Below are 22,101 nucleotides of genomic sequence, written 5' to 3'. Positions count from 1 at the left end.
AGATGCGCCGCCTCGCCGCCGTACTGATCACCGCCGCCCTCGCGACCGGCGCGCTGGCCGGCTGCGGCAGCGGCGAAGACTGGGCCAAGAAGTGCACGACCAGGGACACGGTCGTCGAGTGCGCCCCCGACCAGCGCACGCCGATCGGGAAGGACGTCAAGGGCGACCTGCTCGACGGCACCTCGTACGACCTGGCCAGTGACAAGGGCAAGGTCGTGGTGGTCAACTTCTGGGGTTCGTGGTGCGCGCCCTGCCGGGCCGAGGCCGACGACCTCGAGAAGACCTACCAGGAGACGCGGTCCAAGGGCGTGGCCTTCCTCGGCATCGACTCGCGCGACGACAAGGACGCGGCCAAGGCGTTCGTGCGCGGCCGGTCGACGTACCCGAGCATCTACGACTTCGACGGCAAGGTCGCCCTGCAGTTCGACGTGACCCAGGTGGCCACGCCGCAGACCCTGATCATCGACCGGCAGGGCCGCATCGCGTACGCGATCCGCGACGCCACCGTCTACACGCAACTGCTGCCGATGGTGCAAAAGGTGGCGGCGGAGGTGAACGGCTGATGGGCGACTACTTCCACTCCACGGCAAGCAGCGGCCCGCTGCTGCTGGCGGTCGTCTTCGCCGCCCTGGCCGGGCTGGTCAGCATTCTCTCGCCGTGCGTGTTGCCGCTGGTCCCGGGCTATTTGTCCTATGTCACCGGCCTGGCCGGCTCCGACCTCGACGCCGACAAGCCCGTCGACCAGGCCGTCGACCAGGCCGCCGACGAGAGCGGCGGCGGTGGCGTGGCTGTGCGGACCCGGTCGGCGACCCGCGTGCGCGGCCGCATCCTGGCCGGCACCTCGCTGTTCGTGCTCGGCATCGCGGTCGTCTACACCCTGCTCGCGGTCACCGTCGTCAACATCAGCTTCACCCTGCGCACCCACGAGCGGGCGCTCGACATCACGCTCGGCGTGCTGATCATCGTGCTCGGCCTCGGCTACCTGGGCTGGATTCCGGGTCTGCAGCGCGAGGCCCGCATCAGCAAGCTGCCGGCGGCCGGCCTGATCGGCGCCCCGATCTTCGGCGGCATCTTCGCGCTCTCCTGGGTCCCGTGCACCGGCCCGACCCTCAGCGCGGTGCTCAGCCTGGCCGCGACCAGTGGCGAGACCGGCCGGGCGGTGGTCCTGGTGCTCGCCTACTGCCTGGGCCTGGGCGTGCCGTTCGTCCTGTTCGGACTCTTCTTCCGCAAGCTGCTCGGGGTGTTCCGGGCGGTCCGCCGCAACAGCCGCTGGGTGACCCGGATCGGCGGGGCGCTGCTCATCCTGGTCGGCATCGGGCTGGTCACCGGCGGCTGGGACCACTTCCTGGTCTGGCTGAAGACGAGTCTCGACTTCTCCGGAGGGTCTCTGCTGTGACGATCGTCGAGGAGCGCGAGGCGCCGTCCGCCGCGCCACCCCCGCGCCGCGTCAACCGGCTGTGGGCCGTGCTGCGCAACTCGTGGCGGCAGCTCACCAGCATGCGGACGGCGCTGGTGCTGCTGTTCCTGCTCGCCGTCGCGGCCATCCCCGGGTCGGTCTTCCCCCAGCGCGCGGTCAGTCCGGAAAAGGTCGATCAATACTATTCGGCCCATCCGCAGTGGGCGCCCTGGCTGGCGCGGCTGGGCGGGTTCGAGGTCTACGGTTCGCCGTGGTTCGCGGCCATCTACCTGCTGCTCTTCACGTCGCTGATCGGCTGCGTGATTCCGCGTCTGCTCGATCACGTACGCGCCGTGCGTACGGTCCCGCCGGAGGCCCCGAAGCGTTTCGACCGCCTGCCGCAGCGATCTCCCGAGGCCGCGAGGCCGGAGGATCCGGCCGAGGTGGCCGAGGCCGTGGCCACCATGATGCGCCGGCGCCGGTTCCGCACCAAGGTGCGGGAGCAGGCCGACGGCAGCTTCACCGTGGCGGGCGAGAAGGGCTATCTCAAGGAGACCGGCAACCTGCTCTTCCACTTCGCGCTGCTCGCGGTGCTGATCGGGGTCGGCTTCGGGCACTGGTACGGCTGGCACGGCGACCGCATCCTCGTCGGGGGCGCCGACCAGGGGTTCTGCAACTCGGTCGCGCAATACGACGAGTCCACGCTGGGCCCCCGGGTGGCCCCCTCCGACCTGGCCGACTTCTGCCTCAAGCTGACTGACTTCTCCGCGACCTACCAGAGCAGCGGCGAGCCGAAGACGTTCGAGGCGACCGTGCTCGCCCAGCAGGACGACGGCCCGTGGGTCCAGCACAAGTTCACGGTCAACCACACGCTGCGGCTGCACCACGCCAACGTGCACCTGCTCGGCCACGGGTACGCGGCGGTGGTGCGCTACACCGACCGCTTCGGCGTCGCCCAGACCAAGACCGCGGCGTTCCTGCCGATCGATCAGAACCAGACCTCCGAGGGCGCGATCCAGTTCCCGGACATCAACCTCGACCCCAAGACCGACCAGCGCGACTCCACCCAGCAGATCGGTTTCGAGGGGCGGTTCCTGCCCACGGTCGCCTCGGACGGCAGCGCGACCTCGTCTTTCCCGGCCGCCAACGATCCGGCGCTGTTCCTCACCGCCTACCGCGGCGACCTCGGCCTCGACGTCGGCACCCCGGGCTCGGTCTACTCGCTCAACCAGAGCCAGATCGCCTCCGGCGAGCTCAAGAACATCAGCGGCGTACGCCCGCACGAGCTCAAGGTCGGCCAGAGCTGGACCCTCGACGACGGCACCACGTTGCAGTTCGTCGGGCTGGAGCCGTTCGCCACGCTGACCATCCGCTACGACCCGACCCAGGAGATGGTGCTGGTCGGGGCCGTGCTGGGGCTGGCCGGGCTGATGCTCTCGCTGTCCATGCACCGGCGCCGGGTCTGGTTCCGCGCCCTGCCAGGTTCGCCCGACTCCGGCGGCGGTAGCGTGTTGACGTCCGGTGGCCTCCCGCGCACCGACTATCCCGGTTTCTCCGACGAGTTCAAGGCTCTCGTGAAGGCCGCCGAGGAAGGGACACCCTGATGGCGGACTTGTCCAACCACCTGATGGCGCTCACCGTCCTGGCCTACCTGGTCGCGATGGTGTGTTACGCGGGGGAATACGCGTTCGGCAAGCGCAGCCGCATCGGCCGGGCCGCCGTCCGCCCCGCTCGCGCGCTGGTCGGAGCCGGCGCGCCGGTGGCCGACAACCCGGACGCGGAGGTGTTCCCGCCCGCCGACGACCTGCCGCCCCCGCCCGCGCGGAACAACCCGGGCGAACTGGTCGGCCGGATCGCGGTCGGCATCAACCTGGTGGCCGTGCTGCTCCACCTGGGCACGCTCACCACCCGAGGCATCGCGGCCGACCGCATGCCCTGGGGAAACATGTACGAGTACATCCTCTCGGCCACCTTCGTCGGGTCGGTCGTCTGGGCGGGCATCGTGCTGCGCCGGCCGGTCGTACGCCACCTCGGCCTCTTCGCCACGCTGGGCCTGGTCGTGCTGCTCGGCGCGGCCGGCATGGTGGCCTACACCCCGGTCGGCCCGCTGGTGCCGGCCCTGCACTCGTACTGGTTCGTCATCCACGTCTCGACCGTGATCCTCGCCTCCGGCATCTTCCTGGTCGGCGCGGTGCCGGCCTCGATGTTCCTCATCCGCAACGGGTACGACGAGGGGAAGCGCAAGTTCCCGTACTCGCTGGGCCGCAACATTCCGGCCGCGGCGATGCTCGAGCGGCTGACCTTCCGGCTGCACGCGTTCGCGTTCCCGCTGTTCACGTTCGGTGCGCTGATCGCCGGGCCGCTGTGGGCCGAGGCGTCCTGGGGCCGCTACTGGGGCTGGGACCCCAAGGAGGTCTGGGCGTTCATCTCGTGGGTGGTCTACGCGGCCTACCTGCACGCCCGGTCGACCCCGAGCGTCAAGCGGACGGTGGCGACGTGGATCGCCCTGCTCGGCTTCGCGACCATGCTGATGAACCTGTTCGGCGTCAACCTGTTCTTCTCGGGCCTGCACTCGTACGCCAACCCGGGCGGTATGTAAGACCAACTCGTATTGACAATACGATGGGTGCGTGACTCCTCTCGACGATCTTGACGCGCTGGCCAGCCTCGCTGACCGGGTGCGCCGGCAGGCATACCAGCTGGTCGCCGACGCGAGCGCGCCGGTCGGGCGGGACGAGGTGGCCGAGGCGCTGGGCATCGGCCGCACCCTGGCCGCGTTCCACCTCGACAAACTCGCGGCCGCCGGGTTACTCGAAACGTCGTACGCCCGGAGGTCGGGAAAGACCGGGCCCGGCGCCGGCCGTCCGGCCAAGCTCTATCGGGTCGCCGCGGCGGAGCACGCGGTCAGCGTGCCGCCGCGGGCCTACCGCACCGCGGCCGAGCTGCTCGCCGAGGCGCTGGAGCGGGCCGGCGCCGAGGAGATCTTGTACGAGGTCGCCCAGCGGCACGGCCGAGACGCCTCGGCGCCCGCCGAGGTCACCGAGTTGCTGGCCGAGCACGGCTACGCGCCGGTGGCGGGCGACCGCGACCGGATCGAGCTGCGCAACTGCCCCTTCCATCGGCTGGCCGAGCAGTTTCCGCCGGTGATCTGCGGGATGAACCTGGCCCTGATCACCGGGCTCCTGGCCGGCGGCGAGTGGGAGGCCCGGATGGATGCCGCTCCGGGGCGCTGCTGCGTCACGGTTTCTAAAAAACAATCTGATTGACATTAGAGTCGGTGGCTGATGTGCTGGCGGGCATGAGCGCTTTTCACCTGGCCCAGATGAACAACGCCCGCCTGTCAGCCCCGCTCGACGACCCGTCGATGGCCGAGTTCGTCGAGGGCGTCACGCTGATGAACGATCTCGCCGACCGCTCGCCCGGCTTCGTGTGGCGGCTCACCGGCGAAACCGGCGACGGCACGATCTCGCTGCCCGCCGACCCGCGCACGATCTTCACGCTGTCGGTCTGGGAGTCGCTGGACCATCTCCGGGCATTCGTCTATCAGAGCTCTCACCTCGACTACCTGCGGCGACGCCGCGAGTGGTTCCTCCCGCACGGCCGGCACGACGGGCTGGTGATGTGGTGGGTTCCGGCCGGCCGGCGGCCGACCCTGCGCGGGGGAATCTCCCGGCTCGGCCGCCTGCTCGCCGACGGCCCGAGCCCGGAGGCCTTCACGTTCCGGCAGCCCTTCCCGGCCCCGGTCCCGGCCGTCTGACGCCCGCATCCGCTCAGCGGGCCAGCGACCTCGTCCGGCTTTCAACCCAGCGGGCACCTTGTTCGGTCGGGCCGGGTCAGCCCAGTAGGTGGCCGAGGAGGCCCGGGCGGCGTCCCGCCGGGGTCGGGGTCGTCGCCGGGGTCGGCGCGGCGCTCGGGCTCGCGGGCACCGCGGGATCGGTCGGGCTGGAGGTCGTGGGGGCAGCCGTCGCCGGACTCACGGGCGTCGGGCCGGTTGCTGCCGGGCCGGTCGGTGTGGCCGACGGCCCGACCACCTCGGCCTCGCCGGACGGTGCCGCCGGCCGGGTGATCAGCAGCCCGCCGCCGCCGTCGTCGCAGTCGCCGGCCGTCCAGGTGTCATAGGGGTTGATCCAGTCGAGGCAGAATCCGCCGGTGCGCTGCTGCTCGCCCGGCCCGGTCCCGGTGACCGTCGGCACGTCGGCCCGCCAGAAGCGCTGGCCGCCGCCGTCGGCCGACTTGAGCTGCACGTTGTCGACGGTCACCGGCGGCACGTCGACGCGGGTCGGATGGCCGTCGTCGACGTGGACCTCGACGTACTGCTCGACGTACGCGCTCGAGCCGATCGGCAGCTTCTGGGCGGTGAGCAGATTCCACCGGTTGTTCCACCACAGCCAGGCTCCCCACACCCCGTCGGTGTCGCTGTGGATGTCGACCCAGAGCCGGTCGCCCGACTTGATGTCGTACTGGTTGTAGAACTGCCAGGTCTTCGTGTTGGTGTTGAAGGTGTAGACGTGCGGCGAGCCGACGCCGGCCCACCCCGTCTCGGCCCAGCCGGCCTCCAGCCAGGCGATGTCGCCGCCGCCCAGGTCCCGCTTGACCATGAACCGGCTGGCCACGAAGTCGTACGAGCGGGACCGGACCGAGCCGTTGACCACCGAGATGCGCCCGGAGACCCCATCCCACTCGCCGCTGGTGTTGGCGCCGAGGTGGTGGTAGCCGGCCGGGGTGAAGCCGGCCTGGACGGGCTGGGTGAGCCGCAGCGTCGACTCGAGGATCGGGCCGTTCGCGCGGCAGGCGCCGGGGGTGTCCGGGCCGGCCGGGGCAGTCGGCCCGTGGGTCGAGGCGCCGCCGGGGCCGCAGGCCGGAAGCGCTTTTGCCCGGACGGCCGCCTGGCCCTCGACGCCGGCTGCCGATCGGGGGCCCGCGATGAGCAGCGCGGCGATCAGCACGCCCGGCGCGGTCCAGTGCGCCACGTTCCGGAGCTTCAAGGTCACCTCGCTGAGCCGGGCGGACAATCGTCAACTCAACGCAAATCGGACATGGCGGGTTATGGTGATCGACCCCTCGTGGGGTCGGCCGTACCGGTGGGGAACACTGGATGTATGGCGCCACGCGGGTTTCCCCACGACGATCTGCAAAGCTTCCTCGACGCCCTGGAAAAGGCGGGTGAGCTGCGGAGAATCACCGTGCCGGTGGACCCGACGCTGGAGATCAGCGAAATCGTCACCCGGACCGTCCGGGCCGGCGGCCCGGCCCTGCTTTTCGAGCGTCCGACGCGCGGCGACATGCCGGTGGCGATCAACCTGTTCAGCACCGAGAAGCGCATGGCGATGGCCCTCGGCGTCGACTCGCTCGACGAGGTCGGCGACCGCATCGGCTCACTGCTCAAGCCGGAGTTGCCGGTCGGCTGGTCGGGCATCCGCGAGGGCATCGGCAAGGTGCTCCAGCTCAAGTCGGTCCCGCCGAAGAAGGTGAAGACCGCACCCTGCCAGGAGGTCGTGCTCAAGGGCGACGAGGTCGATCTCGGCCGGCTCCCCGGCCTGCAGGTCTGGCCGGACGACGGCGGCATCTTCCACAACTTCGGGCTCACCCACACCAAGCACCCCGAGACCGGCAAGCGCAACCTCGGGCTCTACCGCCTCCAGCAGCACTCACGCAACACGCTGGGCATGCACTGGCAGATCCACAAGGACTCGACCGCCCACCACGCGGTCGCCGAGCGGCTCGGCCAGCGGCTGCCGGTGGCCATCGCGATCGGCTGCGACCCGGTGGTCAGCTACGCGGCGAGCGCCCCGCTGCCGTCCGACATCGACGAATATCTGTTCGCGGGCTTCCTGCGCGGTGAGCGGGTCGAGATGGTCGACTGCCTGACCGTGCCGCTGCAGGTGCCGGCCCACGCCCAGATCGTCCTCGAGGGCTATCTGGAGCCCGGCGAGCGAATGCCCGAGGGCCCGTTCGGCGACCACACCGGCTTCTATACGCCGGTCGAGCCGTTCCCGGTGCTGCACGTCGAGTGCATGACCATGCGCAAGCAGCCGGTCTACCACTCGATCATCACCTCCAAGCCGCCGCAGGAGGACCACGGCCTCGGCAAGGCGACCGAGCGCATCTTCCTGCCCCTGCTGCGCATGCTGATCCCCGACGTCGTCGACTACGACCTGCCGGCGGCCGGCGTCTTTCACAACTGCGCGATCGTCTCGATCCGCAAGCGTTACCCGAAGCACGCCCAGAAGATCATGAACGCGATCTGGGGCGCCCACCTGATGTCGCTGACCAAGCTGATCGTGGTGGTCGACGAGGACTGTGACGTCCACGACTACGCCGAGGTGGCGTTCCGCGCGTTCGGCAACGTCGACTACGACCGCGACCTGCTGCTCACCCAGGGCCCGGTCGACCACCTCGACCACTCGTCCTACCAGCAGTTCTGGGGCGGCAAGGCAGGCATCGACGCCACCCGTAAGCTGCCGGGCGAGGGCTACCACCGAGGCTGGCCCGAAGAGATGGTCATGTCGAGCGAGATCACGAGTCTGGTCGACAAGCGCTGGAAGGAATACGGCATATGACGGCAGTCGCCGCAGTCGGAGAAAATCCCGGCCGGGTCAAGTCGTTCCTCCAGCTGGTCAAGATCGAGCACTCGATCTTCGCCCTGCCGTTCGCCTACCTGTCGGCGCTGGTCGCGCTCGACCGCCTGGGCACCGGCGTGCACTGGGTCGACCTGCTGCTGGTCACGGTCGCGATGGTCGCCGGCCGCACGTTCGCGATGGCGGCCAACCGCATCCTCGACCGCAAGATCGATGCGCTCAACCCGCGCACGCAGAACCGCGAGCTGGTCACCGGCGCGGTCAGCTTGCGTACGGCGTGGACCGGCGCCGCCGTCTCCCTGGTCGTCATGGCGATCGCGGCCGGCCTGCTCAACTGGCTCTGCCTGGCGCTGTTCCCGCTCGCCGTGATCCCGCTCGTCGTCTACCCCTACGCCAAGCGGTTCACCGACTTCCCGCACTACGTGCTCGCGCTGGCCCAGGCGGTGGCCCCGGTCGGCGCCTGGCTGGCGATGACCGGCACCTTCCACGACTCCGGCCCGGCCTGGGTGCTCGGCGTCGCGGTCGGCCTCTGGATCGGCGGCTTCGACATCATCTACGCCTGCCAGGACGTGGAGATCGACCGCCGGATCGGCGTGCACTCGACGCCGGCCCGCTTCGGCGTACGCACCGCGCTGCACATCTCGACCGTGACCCACGTGGTGACCTTCGCCCTGTTCGTGTGGTTCGGCCAGCTGACCGGCCTCGGCTGGCTTTGGTGGGTCGGGCTCGCCCTGACCGCGGCCGCCTTCGCCTACCAGCACGTGGTCGTCACCCCGAACGATCTCTCCAAGGTCAACCGTGCGTTCTTCACCGCCAACGGCTTCGTCGGCATCGCGCTGTTCCTCTTCGCGCTCCTCGACCTGATTATTTTGTAACCGGCCGGGCGGCGACATCCGTCTAATCCCGGCGCGGACCGGCCGGTGGCCGAGGACGCGGTCCTGGCCACGTCGGCCCGACTTCCGACCTGACGGACACTGGGAGACATGCGCGAACCGTGGATCGTCGGCGTCTCCGGGGCGTCGGGCACGCCGTACGCTAAGGCCGTACTCACCGGAATCCTGGACGCCGGCGAACCCGTCGACCTCGTCGTCTCCAAGGCGGCCCGGCTGACCCTGCTCGACGAGACCGGTTCAACGCTCCGGGACGCCCACTGGAAAGACGACGTCGGGGCCTGGCTCGGCCGCGACCCGGGCGATGCCGACCTCACCTACTGGCCGGCCGGTGACCTGGCGGCCGGACCGAGCAGCGGCTCCTACCCGGCGCAGGGGATGGTGGTCGTGCCGGCCAGCACGGCGGCCTGCGCCGGGATCGCGATCGGCCTGTCCAAGGACCTGCTCCAGCGCGCGGCCGAGGTCAACCTCAAGGAACGACGACGCACAGTGATCGTCCCTCGGGAGACCCCGGTCACCCGCAGTCATCTCGAGCACCTCATCGCGTTGCACGACGCGGGTGCGGTGGTGCTGCCGGCCAGCCCCGGCTTCTACGGTGCCGGGGCCCAGGCGACGGCTCAGCAACTCATCGACTTCGTGGCAGGAAAAGTGCTCGACGCCCTCGGCGTACCCCACACCCTGTTCACGCGTTGGAAGGGTGAGCTGAATGCTCAGCGCGGATAATGCGTACGGTGCTCAGGGCCCGCGGTGAAGCGCAAGCCATTGGGCGGACCGTAACCACCGGGATTTGCCGGACCCGCATTGCGGGGCCGATTAGCCGCGTCGTCCTCGCGCATTTCCTCGACCACGCCGTCGCCCTCAAGCAATGCGCGCACCTCGGACTCGCGAAACCGGCGGTGGCCACCCGGAGTGCGGATGCTGCCGATGCGCCCAGCGGCGGCCCAGCGCGTCACCGTTTTCGGGTCGACGCGAAACAGCGCGGCCACCTCGCCCGGTGTCAGCAGACGATCTCCAGTGTCCACAACCCCCTCCTCGCGTCGGTCTTCTGGAGCGGCCGTGATCACGGTGAGTGTCGGCATGCTCGATCGGGACGTAAAGCCATTAGAGCATTGCCCCGGAACCGAGTCCCTGGAATGCGGAAAAAGCCCTAATTGCGACAGTGATCGTTATCCTGCCGCCCATTCGCCGCTACCGGGCGTGAGTGACCATCTGCCACCCGATTAGGGTCTCAAGCATGGACTCCATCGACCTCCGGCTGATCGATCTGCTACGGGAGAACGCCCGCTCCTCGTACGCCGAACTCGCCCGCCAGGTCGGGCTCTCCGCCCCCGCCGTGCACGAGCGGGTGGGCAAGCTCGAAGCGGCCGGCACCATCCGCGGATACCGGGCCGAGGTCGACCACGAAGCGCTCGGACTCGGCGTCACCGCACTGATCGGCATCATCGAGGACTCGGGCGCCGACACCGACGACGTGCTCGCCGCCCTGCGGGCCATGCCCGAGGTCGAGAGCTGCTATTTCATGGCCGGCGTGGAGTCGTACGAACTGATCGTGCGGGTCGGCACGATCGCCGAACTCGAACAACTCATCGTGCGGATCAACCGGACGCCCGGGGTGGCCTCGACCCGCACCGCGATCGCGCTGAGCACGAAATGGGAAAACCGGCCGCAGCCCGGCCTCGGCTGACCCCGGTTTCCGTACGCGCTCAGACCCGCTCGGCCAGTCCGGGATAGTCGCGCACGAAACCGTCGTCGTCGACGATCAGATCGGCACTGAACGTCTCGCTCGCGTAGCGGACCCGGCCGTCGCCCAGCGCGGTATAGATCTGATCGGCCTGAACCACCTCGAGGCTGGGCAGCAGCACCCAGGCCACGCTCAGCCGGTGCGCCACGCCGACCTCCGCCCTCGCCAGGTCCAGCCGGCGGATCGGCAGCGTGTTGGTCAACGGCGAGCCGCTCAGATCGACGTCGAAGGCTCCGTAGAGCAGATCCGGATCCTCCATGCCGGGCAGGCCCGCACGGGCGTGTCCGGCCGCTGTGAGGGTCGCGTCGAGGTTGCCCTGCTCGGTTGCCGTCACCCGCCACCGGCCGGCGGCCAGCTCCAGGCGGACACTGCGCACCCAGCCGGCACCCTCGGCCGCCACGTCGAGCCGGGCCGTCGCCCAGGTCGGATCGGTCTGCAGCTCGTATCGGCAGGTGAAAGCGACCGGATCGACGGCCAGCTGGTGGCCGCGGGCGTAGAGGCCGCGGCGGGCGTCCACCAGGGCGTGCTCGGTGCCGGTGGTGTCCTTGCGACGCCAGAACAGCGATACGGGCAGAGTCGACATGATTCACCTCTACCGGGCCGGGCGGGCGTTGTCACCCCGTACAGCCGAAAGCCCGGCCCCAATCGGGGCCGGGCTTGTCGAAGGTCGAACCGTCAGTAGGAGCGGGCCGGCCGGGCGCCGAAGCGACCCGCCGTGCCGTCACGGTGATCGTTGCGCTGGCCGCCGGCGCGGAAACCACCGGTCCGGTCGGCGTTGCGGCCACCACGGTCAGCGAAGTTGCGCTCACCGCGCGCCCGGTCGGTGTAACCGGCCTTGTCGGTGCGCGGGCGGTCGGCGGAGTAACTCGCCTTCTCGCCGGACGGCGCCGGACGCTCACCGAACGAACGCTGCGGACGGTCGTCGAAACTGCGCCGCGGGCGGTCGCCGTACGCCGGCCGGTCACGGTCGCCGCGCGGACGGTCACCGTACGAACGCTGCGGACGGTCACCCCGCGGACGGTCGCCGAAGCGGCCCCGCGGACGGTCGCCACGATCACGACGCGGCTCCGGCTCCTCCACCACCGGGACACCCGACGGCTCACGAGCGCCGGTGACCTCGGACAGCTTGGCGTCCCCGAGGCGTACGCGGACCTCGGCCGGCGCCACGCCGGCCTTGCCCATCATCTGCTGAGTGCTGCGACGCTGCTTGGGCAGCACCAGCGTGACCACCGCGCCCGACTCACCGGCCCGGGCCGTGCGGCCCGCGCGGTGCAGGTAGTCCTTCGGGTCCTTCGGCGGGTCGACGTGCACGACCAGCGAGATGCCGTCGACGTGGATGCCGCGGGCGGCGACGTCGGTGGCGACCAGGACGGGCGTGCGCCCCTCCTTGAACTCGGCCAGCGTGCGGGTGCGGACCCGCTGCGTCTTGCCGCCGTGCAGGGCACCGGCCCGGACACCGACCTGCCGCAGCTGCTCGACCAGCCGGTCGACGCCCATCTGGGTGCGAGCGAAGACGATCGTCTTGCCCTCCCGGTTGGCGATGGAGGCGGTGATCGGGAACTTGTCGTGCGGCGGGATCAGCAGCAGATGGTGATCCATCGTGGACACGCTGGCCTCGGCCGGGGCGGTCGAGTGCGTGACCGGGTCGTGCATGAACCGCTTGACCAGGGTGTCGACGTCACCGTCGAGAGTGGCCGAGAAGAGCAGCCGCTGAGCGAGCTCGGGCGTCTTCGCCAGCAGCTCGGTGACCTCGGGCAGGAAGCCCATGTCGGCCATCTGGTCGGCCTCGTCCAGCACCGTGATCTCGACCTCGTCGAGGTTGCAGGCGCCGCGCTCGATCAGGTCACCGAGACGACCCGGAGTGGCGACAATCACCTCGACGCCGCGCCGGAGCGCGTCCATCTGCCGGTCGTACGGAACGCCGCCGACCGCGGTCTTGAGGAACACGCCGACCGCCCGGCCGAGCGGGATGAGCGCGTCGTTGACCTGCATGGCCAGCTCGCGGGTCGGCACCAGGATGAGCGCCTTGGGGTGGTGCGGGCGGGCCCGGCCACCGGCCGCGACCCGGGTCAGCAGAGGCAGGCCGAAGGCCAGCGTCTTGCCGGAACCGGTCTGGCCACGGCCGAGAACGTCACGGCCGGCCAGCGCGTCGGGCATGGTCGCGGCCTGGATCTCGAACGGCGTGGTGATGCCCTCGCGGTTGAGCACACGCACCAGCTCGGCCGGGACGCCCAGGTCAGCGAAGCTCGGAAGCTTGACGGCCTCGATGGCCTCGATGGCCTCGACGGCCTCGACGGCCTCGGTCGTCTCGACCGGGGTGGTCGTGTCGGCCGTGACAGCCTTCTCGGCCGCTTTGTCAGTGCTGGGGGTTTCGAAGACGGACGGGAACGTGCTGGGATCAGCGAAAGTGGTCAAGAGAACCTCTCTACGGGGGCGCATGCTCGCGAATGGCCCGCCGCAGCTTGTCGAGAAGCGGCCGCTGAAATGCCCGCAAGAACGCCCGTGGCGCACCTCAGGGGGCGCGCCGCGTCAGTAACTGTCATAAGTGTACGGGTCAACGCCGAAAGCGCCGACCGCATTCCACGTGCGTAGTGGGCAGGCTCACCTCACAACGCATCGCGGCCCGGCCAGTGTAGGACGACCGGGCCCTAGCGCAAAGTCGCCTATTTGAACACGCCCCGGACCATGTTCGTGAATGCGTCACCGGCGGTGAGCAGGAACACCAGGCTCACCGTCACCAGCAGACCCAGCACGACCAGCATCGCGACCGCCACCTTGACGTTGCTGCGGCGCCGGTCCGTGGCCTCGTCATGCCAGCCCTGGGCCAGGATGTGGCCGGTCAGCGAGCCCGAGTTCTCCACCGGATTGGTGGACACCGGCATGGTCGAGTCGATCGAGCCGTAGTTGTAGACCGGCATGGTCATGTCGGCCGGTGGGAACCCGGTCGGCACCGGCATGGTGGCGTCGGGCGACGGATATCCGTCACTGCCGAGGTCATTCCGCTGCTGCGGAACGGACGAACCGTACGTGTCAGACGGTGCGGTGCGCTGCGCGCTCGGCGAGGAATACCCGCCGAACGGTTTGCGGGTCGCGGCCGCGCCGCCGACCCCGTACGGGTGGCCGGCCGAGTCGCGGTAGGGGTGAGGGGCGTCCTCGGGGGAGGCGGACGGGGAGCCGGTGCCGTAGGGCTGGCTCGCGAACGGCTGCGTAGCCGGTGCCGGCGAGCCCGAACCGAACGACGGCTGAGCCGGCTGAGTCGCCGGTCCCGCCCCGGAGGGCGAGGTGGTCGGCGGCTGCGAGCCGGGCCAGACGGGAGGCGTTCCAGTCTGAGCCGACCCGGCCGGAGAGCCCGGGCTGAACGGCTGGGTTGCCGACGCCGGGGAACCGGCGGCGAAGGGCTGCGTGGCCGACGGGTTGTCGGCAGACGGCGAGTTGGCGCCGAACTGGTGGCCGGCCGGTGACTTCGCGGCTGCCGGCGGCACCGTGTAGGACGGCAAACCGGACGACATCATCGGCGGCGGGAAGACCGGCTGCGGGCCGGGCACCGGGCCGGGACCGGGCGGGGGCGCCGGGATCGGACTCGGGCCGGGGCCCGGCGGGACCGGGGCCGGTGACGGCCCCGGCGGTACGGGCGAGGGGCCCGGGCCGGGCGGGATCGGGCTGGGTCCGGGGCCGGGCGGCACGGGGTTAGGTCCGGGGCCGGGCGGCACTGGGCTGGGATCGGGACTGGGCGGCGCGGGGTTGGGGCCGGGCGGCGCCGGGTTCGGGCCGGGTGGGACCGGGCTGGGACCGGGAGTCGGCGGGACCGGGGGCTGGCCCGGCTGCGGTGTCGGGAACGGGCCCGGCTGCGGCGCTGGGAAGGGACCCGGCGGTTCGGGGGCCGGGAACGGGTTGGGCGGCTGGACCGGCTCGGGACCACCGGGCTCGGGACGGCTCGGGTCGGGACGCTCCGGATCGGGGCGGCTCGGGTCGGGGCGGCTCGGGTCAGGGCGGTGCGGCGGGACCGGCATCGGCGGGGTCGGGCGGCCCGGCTCGGGCTCGGTGGGCTCGGGCTTGCCCGGCTCCGGCTCGGACGGCTCGGGGTCGCCCGGCTTCGGATCACTCGGCCTGGGGTCGCCTGGCCTGGGGTCGCCTGGCCTGGGGTCGCCTGGCCTGGGGTCGCCCGGCCTCGGGTCGGACGGCTTGGGATCGGCCGGCCTCGGATCGGCCGGCCTCGGATCGGCTGGCTTCGGGTCGGCTGGCTTCGGATCGGACGGCTTCGGATCGGACGGCCTGGGGTCGGACGGTTTCGGGTCGGCAGGTTCCGGGCCGGTGGCGGTCGAGCGGCTGGAATCGGGGTCGCTGCCGACCGGGCGGTTGGGGTCGCCGGCGTCGGAGGCGCTCAGGTTGTCGCTCGCGGCGCGCGCCGGGTTGGGGGCGAACGGGTTGAACTTGCTGTCCGTGCCCTCGTCGGCGGTGGCCTTCGAGCTCGGCCCGAACGGGTTGAAGCCCTCGTCGGCGGTGCTCTTTGAGCTCGCGCCGAAGCTGTCGGCGCCGGTCTTGGACTTGAACGCGTCGAAGCCGTCGTCGGTCTTGGGCGAGGCCGGCTTGAGCGAGTCTGAGCTGTCGGTTTTCGGAGTGCGGGGACCGAAGGCGTTGAAGCCGTCGTCCGGTGACTTGTCCGATGTTTCCGACTTGTCGGTTTCGCGAGGCTGATCGGCCGGACGGACTCGGGCCGAGCCGCTCACCCGGGCCGAACCGCTGGCCGCCGACGTGCCGGCCGAGCCGCTGGCGGCCGACGTGCCGGCCGAGCTGCCGCCTGCCGGAGTGCGGCCGGCGGAGGAATTGCTGGTGGCGGAGCCGGGGACGCTGGCGCGAGCCGCGTTCGCCCCGGGCATGGCCGAGATCGGGCGGGATGAGCCGTCGATGCGTTCGGGCACGAGGCCGGAACTGCCGGGGCTCACCGGTCGCGCCGACCCGCTCGCCCGGCTGGACGAGCCGGAGGGCGACACGGCAGCCGAGCCGCTGGCCGAGCCGCCGGATGGTGCCGAGACGGACGCGGAGCCACTGGCGGAGCCGCCAGACGATGCCGAAACAGACGCGGAGCCGCTGGCCGAGCCGGCGGGCCGCACGCGGGCCGATCCGGTTGCCGTGCCGGGCGGCGTGGGCTTGACCGACGCCGAGCCGCTGACGGGCGCGGAAGGACCGGCGGGGGCTGAGCCGCCGGCCCCGGGCACGGTGGCGCGGCCGCTCGCTCCGCTGGTCGGCGCGTTGGCGGGCTTGTCTTCGTCGTCGGACGGGGAGGCGGGCGCGGCCCAGAGCGCACCCGCTGCGGGCGGCGGCGGGGGAGCGTAGCCCTCCTGGTCCGTGCTCGCGGGCGGCCGCCCAGCGTGCGGCTCCGAGCCGCGGTCGCCGTCCGGTGTCGCCTGCCGCTCGTCCATGCATCCTCCCAGCCGTCGCGTGCCGACGGGTTGGGACGTCGGGCGCTGCCCTTAACCGTGCCATATCCGTGCTCGTCAGCGCACCCGGCATCAACCGGACCGCTCGGGCGGCCCGTGCTCGACCAGCTATATGGCGATTTACTTCGTCCCGTCGGAGGACGACGGCGAGGTCGACACCGACTTCGAGGCCGACGCGGACTTCGAGGCCGACTCGCTCGCCTTGGTCGCTTCGGTGCTCGACGGCGAGGTCGAGCCGCCGGCGGATGCCGCGCCGCCGGACGAGGACGGGCTGGTCGAGTCGCCGCCGGTCGGCGACGGGGTGCTGGTCGACGGATCGCCGGTCGGTGACGGGTCTTTGGTGGGCGACGGGCTGGTCGTGTGGCTCGGCGAGGTCGACGGCGAACCGGACGGGCTGGTCGACGGCGAACCGGACGGGCTGGCCGAGTGGCTCGGCGTGCTGCTCGTCGGGGGCTTGCTCGTCGGCGGCTTGGTCGTCGGCTTGCCGGTGTGGGCCGGCGTGGTCTCGGTCGGCTGCGGGTCGGGGTTGCCCAGGTCGGGGCCCTGCTGGCCGCCCTCGACCGAGCCGAAGACCCGGGTCGCCTGGAAGAGCTCGGTCCACCGGACCGGGACCAGGCGCACGTTGAGACCGGTGCGCGGTGCCTCGACCATCATGCCGTCGCCGGCATACATCGCGACGTGGTGGATGCCCGTCCAGCTGTTGGTGTAGCTGAAGAAGAGCAGGTCGCCCGGGAGCAGCGAGTAACGGTCGACGACCTTGTTGCGGGTCTGCCAATACTGATCGCGGGAGACGCGCACCAGGGGGAAGCCGACGTTGTGATAAGCCCTGTACATCAGGCCGGAGCAGTCGTAGGTGTTGGGGCCCTCGGTCGACCAGACGTAAGGCTTGCCGCGCTGGGAGAGGGCGAACTGAAGGGCCTGGACCGCGCGCGGGTCGGCGCCGCGGCCGGCCTCGGAGCCGGCCAGGATCTGCGAGCCCAGCTGGCTGTCGGCGGCCGCCTGGCTGGCCTCGGCCGCGTTGAGCAGCGGCTGGTTGGCGTTCTCGAGTTTCTGCTGAGCCGCCTGCAGTTTGTTGATCTCGGCCTGGAGCTTGGTGTATTTCGCGTCGGCGGCGGAGAACTGGGTCTCGGCCTGGGACTGCGTGTCGAGGGCGATCTGCGCCGCGATCTGCGCCTGCTGAAGCTGGCTCAGCGCCAGGTCGGACGAGGTCGTCTGGCCGTGCTGCAGGTGGGCTAGGTCGTCGAGGCCCTGGAGGCCGGAGCCGGTCAGGCCGGGCGGCATGGCCGCGGCCTCGCGCCAGTCCTGCTGGGCGGCCTCGTACAGATTTGCCTCGGCGGTGCGCAGATCGTTTTCGGCCTGCTGATAAAGCTGCTGGGCGTTGTCGACCTGGGTCTTGAAGCTGGTGCGATCTTGACCGAACCCGATCAGCTGATCGCCGAGCGTTTCGATCTTGTCGCGGCCCTTCTGGATCTTTTGCAGGATCGGGTTGGTCGAGCCGGAGAGCGCCGGGGTGGTGATCGGCGTGGTCGCGGTGGCCGACGACTGACCGGGCAGCACCAGCGCGCCGGCCGGGATCGGCCGCGAGCCGGCGTCGGGCACCGAACCCGGAACGCCGCCCTGGCCGATGGCCGGATCAGCCAGCGCGGGCAGCGGGTTGAACAGGGCGGCCACGGCAGCGGCAGCCGCCGCGGAATACGCCGCGGGGCGCCACCAGGCTTGCCCCGAGCGTGCCCGGCGGTGTGCGTGCTGTGCAGTCGGCATGAGCTCCCCGTCCGGGACGGGTGAGTGCCCGTCCCTTCTTGTCCCCCTACAGACTTACCCCAAGCCCGACATTGCTGTCGATTGATCCGAGGTGAAAGAAGGCTGGGAATCGAGGGAACAGCCGGGTGAGACATCTCGCCTCGGAGCCGGTCTCCGAGGAAGTGTCAGGGGCGGGCCGTACCCTCGACGGCGAGCATCGGGAAGGGGTTCGTCGTATGGATGCCGGGTTGAAGCGTGAGCTCGAGGCCAAGGTCTATGCCGGTGAGCGGCTGACTCGCGAGGACGGCATCGCCCTCTTCGAGAGCGACGATCTGGCCTGGCTCGGGCGTCTCGCCCACCACCAGCGTACGGAGATCAATGGCGATCGGGTCACGTTCGCCGCGAATCGGCATCTCGGCCTCGACCAGGCCGTGAGCCGGGCCGCGGAGTTGGCGGGCGAGCAGGTCACAGAGCTGCACATCGTCAACGGCATGCTCGCTGACCTCTCCTGGCGCGATCACCTCGAGGCGCTCGGTGCGTTGACGGCGGCGCTGCCCGGCGTGAGTCTCCGGGGCTTCACCGTCGCCGATGTGCAGCGGTTCGAGGAGATCAGCGGGCGGCCGGCCGGCGAGGTCCTCGACGAGCTCATGGCCGCCGGGCTGGAGTCGCTGACCGGCGACGAGAGTGCCGGCGACGACGGCCGGTGGGAGCGCATCCACCGCCTCGCTCACGAGCGAGGCATGAAGACGCCCGCGACGATGCTTTACGGCCACGCCGAGGAGGCTGGTGACCGGGTCGACCGCGTTGTGCGCTTTCGCGAATTGCAGGACGAGACGGGCGGTTTCGCGGTCTTCATTCCGCTGCGCCACCAGCCCGGTTCGGCGGACGCCGGCACGACGCCGGCACCGGCCGAGTCGCTGAAGACCTTCGCGGTGTCGCGACTGCTGTTCGACAACGTCGCCCACGTGCAGAGTTCCTGGGGCACGCACGGCTCGGCGGTCACCCAGCTGTCGCTCAACTTCGGCGCCGACGACCTCGACACGCCCGATGACATCGCCCACGACGACCGGCTGACGCTGATCTGGGACGCGGGCTTCCGCCCGATCGAGCGCAACAGCACGTACGCGGTGGTCCGCGAGTACGACACGGCACCCAGTTTCGCCGACCGTCGCAGCGAGCCTCAGCAGGTCTGGGCGTGAACCAGGGGGCCGAAAGCCACGGCGTACGCTCGACGTGCCATGACCGACGCTAAGAGTGAGCGGCGTCCGCGCCGCGACCCCAACGGACGCTTGGCCACCTTGGGTGACCTGGTGGGCACCTGCCTGGCCGGCCTGGTGACCGGCATCGTGCTGGTGCTGATCCTCGAGTCGATCCTCTCGGTGACCCGGGTTTCGCATTTCGGCGACACCAGCGGCTGGCTGGCGGTGATCCTGCCGGTATGGCTGTTCACCGAGGAGTTCCGGGCCGAGAAGTTCGGCGCCAACCGCGTGGTCGTCGCCGTGCTGGCGGCCGGTTTCGCGGTGGCCATCGGGCTGAGCTTCGCCGGCCTCGCCGCGATCGACTTCCCGCGGCTGGTCAGCGGGTTCGTCGGGGCGGCCGCCTTCGCGGTGGTCTACTGCCTGGTCTGGTTCTACGGTCTGCGGTGGCTGAGCCACCGCGCGGGCTAGAGAGAAGATAGAGATGAGTCCCGCGTTCAAATACAGCTACGGGCGGCTGGGCCTGTTCCTGCTGTGCTTCCTCCTGCTCCTGCCGACTCCGCTCAACATCCTGGTCAAGGCCATGGTCGCGCTGCTGGTCTCGGCGGTGCTGGCGTTGTTCGTGCTGCGCCGGTGGCGTGACCAGATGGGCGACCAGCTCAGCTCGGCCGCCTCCAAGCGCAGCGCGGAGAAGCAGCGGCTGCGGGCCGCCCTGGCCGGCGACGAGGAGGCGGTCGCGGCCGGTGACCGGGTCGCCGCCGCCGCCGTTCGCCGCTCCGAAGAGGACGAAGACGACGCCGAGGAAGCGGCCCTCGACAGCAACGACCGGGCCAAGGGCGCCGCCAACGCCGCGAAGGCGTCGACCGCGGCGGCGTCGGCCGCCGTCGACGCGGTCAAGGCCGGCCCGCCGGACGACCACCGGCCGGCCACCGCAGGCGACGAGAAGTAAGCGCCGGCGAGGAGCTAGCTGCCGACGCGAAGTGAGCGGCGGCCAGAAGCAAGCGCCGACGCAAAGTGAGCGGCGGCGAGGAGCAAGTGCTGCCGCGAAGTGAGCGGCGGCCGGAAGCAAGCGCCGACCGGAACTGGGGCGGCGGATTCTGCCGCCTGATAAGGCGAAGTGTGGCGCCCAATAAGCGGCTTTTGGTGGAATTTGAGCTAGCGTCTCTACCCCATGAGACGTGCTCTGCTTGCCTCGGCCATGGTCACGACCCTGCTGACCGTGGCCGGATGCGGGGAGAACGGCCGCTTCCCGGTCGCCTCCGCACCTGACCTCAGCACGTTCGGCTACCCGGTCACGGTGGCCGCGTTGACGTTGGACCGGCGTCCGGAGCGCATCGTCTCGCTCGTGCCGTCGGCGACCGAGATGCTCTTCGCGATCGACGCCGGCCGGCAGGTCGTCGCGGTCGACGAGGACTCGAACTATCCGACCGACGCGCCGAAGACCGGCCTCTCCGGGCTGGAACCGGACGTCACGGCGGTCGCCGCGCTGCGCCCCGACCTGGTCGTGATCTCCGATGACCTCGGGCCGGCCACCGCTGTTCTCCGGCGGCTCAAGATTCCGGTGCTGCTCACGCCCCCGGCGGCGACGCTGAACGACACCTATCGGCAGATCGGCCAACTCGGCGCCCTGACCGGCCACCGGCCCGAGGCCGAGGCCCTGCACCGTCAGATGGCCGGGCAGATCGCCCAGGTTGCGGAGGGTGTGCTTCCCCGGGCCCGGCCGCTCACCTACTACTACGAGCTCGATCCGACCCTCTACACGGTCACGTCGCGGACCTTCGTCGGGTCGATCTTCAAGATGCTGGGCCTGACCAGCGTCGCCGATCACGTCGGGCCGCTGGGCGGCAGTTATCCCCAGCTTTCTCCACAGGGTCTGATCAGGTCCGATCCGGACATGATCTTTCTGGCCGACAGTATGTGCTGCCGGCAGAGCGCGGCTACGGTCAGTGTGCGCCCGGGGTGGAACGTGATCTCCGCCGTCCGCACCGGGCGGATCTTTCTGCTCGACGACGACATCGCCTCGACCTGGGGTCCACGCACCGTCGACCTCGTGCGAACCGTGGCCGCCGCGACCCGCGGCTAGGACTCGGGCCGCGATCGCGAGGGCGCGCTCGCGATCACGAGCGCACCGCTCGTGGCCGGGGCAGGCCGGAGAAGCCCCTATGCGGGGTGGCCGGCCGAAGCTGCTATGCGGGGTGGCCGGCCGAAGCTGCCACGCGGGGCGGCTGGCCGGAGTCGCTATGCGGGGTGGCCGGCCCAAGTCGCTATGCGGGGTGGCCGGCCGAAGCTGCCACGCGGGGTGGCTGGCCGGAGTCGCTATGCGGTGTTGCCGGCCCAAGTCGCTATGCGGTGTTGCCGGCCAGGAGTGAGAAGACGCCGCCGGACGGGTCGGCCACGACCGCGTAGCGCCCGATCGCGATGCCGCGCGGGGGCTGGAGCACCGTGCCGCCGAGCCCGGAAACGGTGGCGGCGGCCCGGTCACAATCGTGCACCGCGAAATAAACCATCCAATGCGGCGGCAGGTCGCCCCATTGATCGCCGACCATCGGCTGTATGCCGGCGATCGCGGTTCCGTTCAATTCGGCGACCACATAGGAGCGCCCGTCCATCGAACTCTCCCGAAATGTCCAGCCGAAGACAGATGCGTAGAAAATGGCGGATCCTTCGATGTCGCGGGTGTTCAGCTCATTCCATGTCAGAGCGCCCGGAACGTCGAAAACGGCGGCCCCGCCGACCGTGCCCGGCTGCCACACGCTGAACGGCGCCCCGGTCGGATCGAGAAAGGCCGCCAGCCGGCCCTGCTCCATCACGTCGAAGGGCGCCACCAGCACCTTGCCGCCGGCCCCGGTCACCCGTGCGGCCACCGCTTCGGCGTCGTCGGTGGCCAGGTAAGTGCTCCAGGCGGTCGGCTGGCTGTCGCCGGCGAGAGGGCCGGCGCCGGCCACCGGAAGTCCGTTCAGCAGAAAGGTCGTATAGCCGTCCGAAACGTCCGTGGTCCAGCCGAACAAGCGCGTGTAGAACTGTTTTGCGCCGTCCAGATCGGCCGTGGCCAGATCCACCCAGTTCGGTGCGCCGGGCGCCGGTGAGGTCATACCGGCATCGTTACATCGGGGGCCTTAAAA

At 70.7% G+C, this 22,101-nt stretch carries 23 protein-coding genes; 16 read left to right on the top strand and 7 right to left on the bottom strand.

All coding sequences use genetic code 11. The features are described 5' to 3' along the window. Positions 1-2: 2 nt before the first annotated feature. Genes AB0M88_RS10025 through AB0M88_RS10000 form a run of 6 tightly spaced genes read left to right on the top strand, consistent with a single transcriptional unit; the run spans position 3 to position 5,153 of the window. A complete protein-coding gene (locus tag AB0M88_RS10025) occupies positions 3-563 on the top strand; it encodes a TlpA disulfide reductase family protein (protein ID WP_364098299.1) in 561 nt (186 codons plus the stop codon). Further along, complete coding sequence (locus tag AB0M88_RS10020) at positions 563-1,396, top strand: cytochrome c biogenesis protein CcdA (protein WP_364098296.1); 834 nt, start codon at positions 563-565, stop codon at positions 1,394-1,396. The genes AB0M88_RS10025 and AB0M88_RS10020 overlap by 1 nt, the downstream gene beginning before the upstream one ends. Further along, the gene (locus tag AB0M88_RS10015; protein ID WP_364098293.1) at positions 1,393-3,000 is read left to right on the top strand and encodes a cytochrome c biogenesis protein ResB; all 1,608 of its coding nucleotides are present in this window, start codon (positions 1,393-1,395) and stop codon (positions 2,998-3,000) included. Before AB0M88_RS10020 ends, AB0M88_RS10015 begins: the two co-directional genes overlap by 4 nt. Then, on the top strand, positions 3,000-3,995 hold the full coding sequence (ccsB, locus tag AB0M88_RS10010; protein ID WP_364098290.1) for a c-type cytochrome biogenesis protein CcsB: 996 nt from the start codon (positions 3,000-3,002) through the stop codon (positions 3,993-3,995). Before AB0M88_RS10015 ends, ccsB begins: the two co-directional genes overlap by 1 nt. Before the next feature lie 31 nt (positions 3,996-4,026). Beyond that, positions 4,027-4,662 (top strand): transcriptional regulator, encoded by a 636-nt coding sequence (locus AB0M88_RS10005; RefSeq protein ID WP_364098287.1) that lies wholly within the window; start codon positions 4,027-4,029, stop codon positions 4,660-4,662. Positions 4,663-4,673: 11 nt separating this feature from the next. Then, on the top strand, positions 4,674-5,153 hold the full coding sequence (locus AB0M88_RS10000) for a DUF3291 domain-containing protein (protein WP_364098284.1): 480 nt from the start codon (positions 4,674-4,676) through the stop codon (positions 5,151-5,153). A gap of 76 nt (positions 5,154-5,229) precedes the next feature. Here the strand turns inward: AB0M88_RS10000 and AB0M88_RS09995 are convergent, their stop codons facing one another. After that, positions 5,230-6,387, bottom strand: a complete 1,158-nt coding sequence (locus tag AB0M88_RS09995) for a hypothetical protein (protein WP_364098281.1) — start codon at positions 6,385-6,387, stop codon at positions 5,230-5,232. A gap of 108 nt (positions 6,388-6,495) precedes the next feature. Between AB0M88_RS09995 and AB0M88_RS09990 the strand changes: the two genes are divergently transcribed. The 3 genes from AB0M88_RS09990 (at position 6,496) to AB0M88_RS09980 (ending at position 9,587) form a co-directional block, all read left to right on the top strand. Then, complete coding sequence (locus AB0M88_RS09990; protein ID WP_364098278.1) at positions 6,496-7,956, top strand: menaquinone biosynthesis decarboxylase; 1,461 nt, start codon at positions 6,496-6,498, stop codon at positions 7,954-7,956. Next, positions 7,953-8,849, top strand: a complete 897-nt coding sequence (gene mqnP / locus AB0M88_RS09985) for a menaquinone biosynthesis prenyltransferase MqnP (RefSeq protein WP_364098275.1) — start codon at positions 7,953-7,955, stop codon at positions 8,847-8,849. Before AB0M88_RS09990 ends, mqnP begins: the two co-directional genes overlap by 4 nt. A gap of 108 nt (positions 8,850-8,957) precedes the next feature. Next, positions 8,958-9,587: a UbiX family flavin prenyltransferase gene (locus AB0M88_RS09980; RefSeq protein WP_364098272.1), complete on the top strand. Its 630-nt coding sequence runs from the start codon at positions 8,958-8,960 to the stop codon at positions 9,585-9,587. Here AB0M88_RS09980 and AB0M88_RS09975 read toward each other — a convergent pair. Beyond that, a complete protein-coding gene (locus tag AB0M88_RS09975; protein ID WP_364098426.1) occupies positions 9,575-9,886 on the bottom strand; it encodes a BldC family transcriptional regulator in 312 nt (103 codons plus the stop codon). The two genes, AB0M88_RS09980 and AB0M88_RS09975, sit on opposite strands and share 13 nt — an antisense overlap. A 212-nt stretch (positions 9,887-10,098) precedes the next feature. On the opposite strand from AB0M88_RS09975, the gene AB0M88_RS09970 reads away from it, so the two are divergent. Next, positions 10,099-10,548, top strand: coding sequence for an Lrp/AsnC family transcriptional regulator (locus AB0M88_RS09970; RefSeq protein WP_364098269.1), 450 nt, complete (start codon positions 10,099-10,101; stop codon positions 10,546-10,548). Positions 10,549-10,567: 19 nt separating this feature from the next. Here the strand turns inward: AB0M88_RS09970 and AB0M88_RS09965 are convergent, their stop codons facing one another. From AB0M88_RS09965 to AB0M88_RS09955, 3 genes are all read right to left on the bottom strand, one after another. Then, positions 10,568-11,188 carry a putative glycolipid-binding domain-containing protein gene (locus tag AB0M88_RS09965; RefSeq protein WP_364098266.1) on the bottom strand — a complete coding sequence of 207 codons (621 nt, stop codon included), beginning with the start codon at positions 11,186-11,188 and terminating at the stop codon, positions 10,568-10,570. Positions 11,189-11,280: 92 nt separating this feature from the next. Further along, a complete protein-coding gene (locus AB0M88_RS09960) occupies positions 11,281-13,020 on the bottom strand; it encodes a DEAD/DEAH box helicase (RefSeq protein ID WP_364098263.1) in 1,740 nt (579 codons plus the stop codon). Between the two features lie 248 nt (positions 13,021-13,268). Beyond that, positions 13,269-14,150 carry a hypothetical protein gene (locus AB0M88_RS09955; protein ID WP_364098260.1) on the bottom strand — a complete coding sequence of 294 codons (882 nt, stop codon included), beginning with the start codon at positions 14,148-14,150 and terminating at the stop codon, positions 13,269-13,271. A 766-nt stretch (positions 14,151-14,916) separates the two neighbouring features. Between AB0M88_RS09955 and AB0M88_RS09950 the strand changes: the two genes are divergently transcribed. Together AB0M88_RS09950 and AB0M88_RS09945 are read left to right on the top strand one after the other, a co-directional pair. Beyond that, complete coding sequence (locus AB0M88_RS09950) at positions 14,917-15,300, top strand: hypothetical protein (protein WP_364098257.1); 384 nt, start codon at positions 14,917-14,919, stop codon at positions 15,298-15,300. Between the two features lie 57 nt (positions 15,301-15,357). Then, positions 15,358-15,939 (top strand): hypothetical protein, encoded by a 582-nt coding sequence (locus AB0M88_RS09945; protein ID WP_364098255.1) that lies wholly within the window; start codon positions 15,358-15,360, stop codon positions 15,937-15,939. Between the two features lie 224 nt (positions 15,940-16,163). Here AB0M88_RS09945 and AB0M88_RS09940 read toward each other — a convergent pair whose 3' ends face one another. Continuing rightward, the gene (locus tag AB0M88_RS09940) at positions 16,164-17,714 is read right to left on the bottom strand and encodes an NlpC/P60 family protein (RefSeq protein WP_364098252.1); all 1,551 of its coding nucleotides are present in this window, start codon (positions 17,712-17,714) and stop codon (positions 16,164-16,166) included. A 305-nt stretch (positions 17,715-18,019) separates the two neighbouring features. Here AB0M88_RS09940 and AB0M88_RS09935 point away from each other — a divergent pair, with 305 nt between their 5' ends. The 4 genes from AB0M88_RS09935 (at position 18,020) to AB0M88_RS09920 (ending at position 21,062) form a co-directional block, all read left to right on the top strand. Further along, positions 18,020-18,982, top strand: coding sequence for an aminofutalosine synthase MqnE (locus AB0M88_RS09935; protein ID WP_364098249.1), 963 nt, complete (start codon positions 18,020-18,022; stop codon positions 18,980-18,982). 39 nt (positions 18,983-19,021) lie between these two features. Beyond that, positions 19,022-19,450 (top strand): hypothetical protein, encoded by a 429-nt coding sequence (locus AB0M88_RS09930; protein ID WP_364098246.1) that lies wholly within the window; start codon positions 19,022-19,024, stop codon positions 19,448-19,450. A gap of 13 nt (positions 19,451-19,463) precedes the next feature. Next, positions 19,464-19,928 (top strand): DUF4229 domain-containing protein, encoded by a 465-nt coding sequence (locus tag AB0M88_RS09925; RefSeq protein ID WP_364098243.1) that lies wholly within the window; start codon positions 19,464-19,466, stop codon positions 19,926-19,928. 222 nt (positions 19,929-20,150) lie between these two features. Then, positions 20,151-21,062, top strand: coding sequence for a helical backbone metal receptor (locus AB0M88_RS09920; protein WP_364098240.1), 912 nt, complete (start codon positions 20,151-20,153; stop codon positions 21,060-21,062). Between the two features lie 259 nt (positions 21,063-21,321). Here the strand turns inward: AB0M88_RS09920 and AB0M88_RS09915 are convergent, their stop codons facing one another. After that, the gene (locus AB0M88_RS09915) at positions 21,322-22,071 is read right to left on the bottom strand and encodes a VOC family protein (protein WP_364098237.1); all 750 of its coding nucleotides are present in this window, start codon (positions 22,069-22,071) and stop codon (positions 21,322-21,324) included. Positions 22,072-22,101 lie beyond the last annotated feature (30 nt).

The sequence above is a fragment of the Actinoplanes sp. NPDC051411 genome (genome assembly GCF_040682075.1).
In the GTDB taxonomy this organism is placed as follows: domain Bacteria; phylum Actinomycetota; class Actinomycetes; order Mycobacteriales; family Micromonosporaceae; genus Actinoplanes.
This window is presented reverse-complemented; position numbering and strand designations above follow the sequence as displayed.

Coding starts and splice junctions, on each gene's coding strand:
- AB0M88_RS10025 (WP_364098299.1), top strand. CDS start 3: ATGCGCCGCCTCGCCGCCGTACTGATCACCGCCGCCCTCGCGACCGGC.
- AB0M88_RS10020 (WP_364098296.1), top strand. CDS start 563: ATGGGCGACTACTTCCACTCCACGGCAAGCAGCGGCCCGCTGCTGCTG.
- ccsB (WP_364098290.1), top strand. CDS start 3,000: ATGGCGGACTTGTCCAACCACCTGATGGCGCTCACCGTCCTGGCCTAC.
- AB0M88_RS09990 (WP_364098278.1), top strand. CDS start 6,496: ATGGCGCCACGCGGGTTTCCCCACGACGATCTGCAAAGCTTCCTCGAC.
- mqnP (WP_364098275.1), top strand. CDS start 7,953: ATGACGGCAGTCGCCGCAGTCGGAGAAAATCCCGGCCGGGTCAAGTCG.
- AB0M88_RS09980 (WP_364098272.1), top strand. CDS start 8,958: ATGCGCGAACCGTGGATCGTCGGCGTCTCCGGGGCGTCGGGCACGCCG.
- AB0M88_RS09970 (WP_364098269.1), top strand. CDS start 10,099: ATGGACTCCATCGACCTCCGGCTGATCGATCTGCTACGGGAGAACGCC.
- AB0M88_RS09965 (WP_364098266.1), bottom strand. CDS start 11,188: ATGTCGACTCTGCCCGTATCGCTGTTCTGGCGTCGCAAGGACACCACC.
- AB0M88_RS09935 (WP_364098249.1), top strand. CDS start 18,020: ATGGATGCCGGGTTGAAGCGTGAGCTCGAGGCCAAGGTCTATGCCGGT.
- AB0M88_RS09930 (WP_364098246.1), top strand. CDS start 19,022: ATGACCGACGCTAAGAGTGAGCGGCGTCCGCGCCGCGACCCCAACGGA.
- AB0M88_RS09925 (WP_364098243.1), top strand. CDS start 19,464: ATGAGTCCCGCGTTCAAATACAGCTACGGGCGGCTGGGCCTGTTCCTG.
- AB0M88_RS09920 (WP_364098240.1), top strand. CDS start 20,151: ATGAGACGTGCTCTGCTTGCCTCGGCCATGGTCACGACCCTGCTGACC.
- AB0M88_RS09915 (WP_364098237.1), bottom strand. CDS start 22,071: ATGACCTCACCGGCGCCCGGCGCACCGAACTGGGTGGATCTGGCCACG.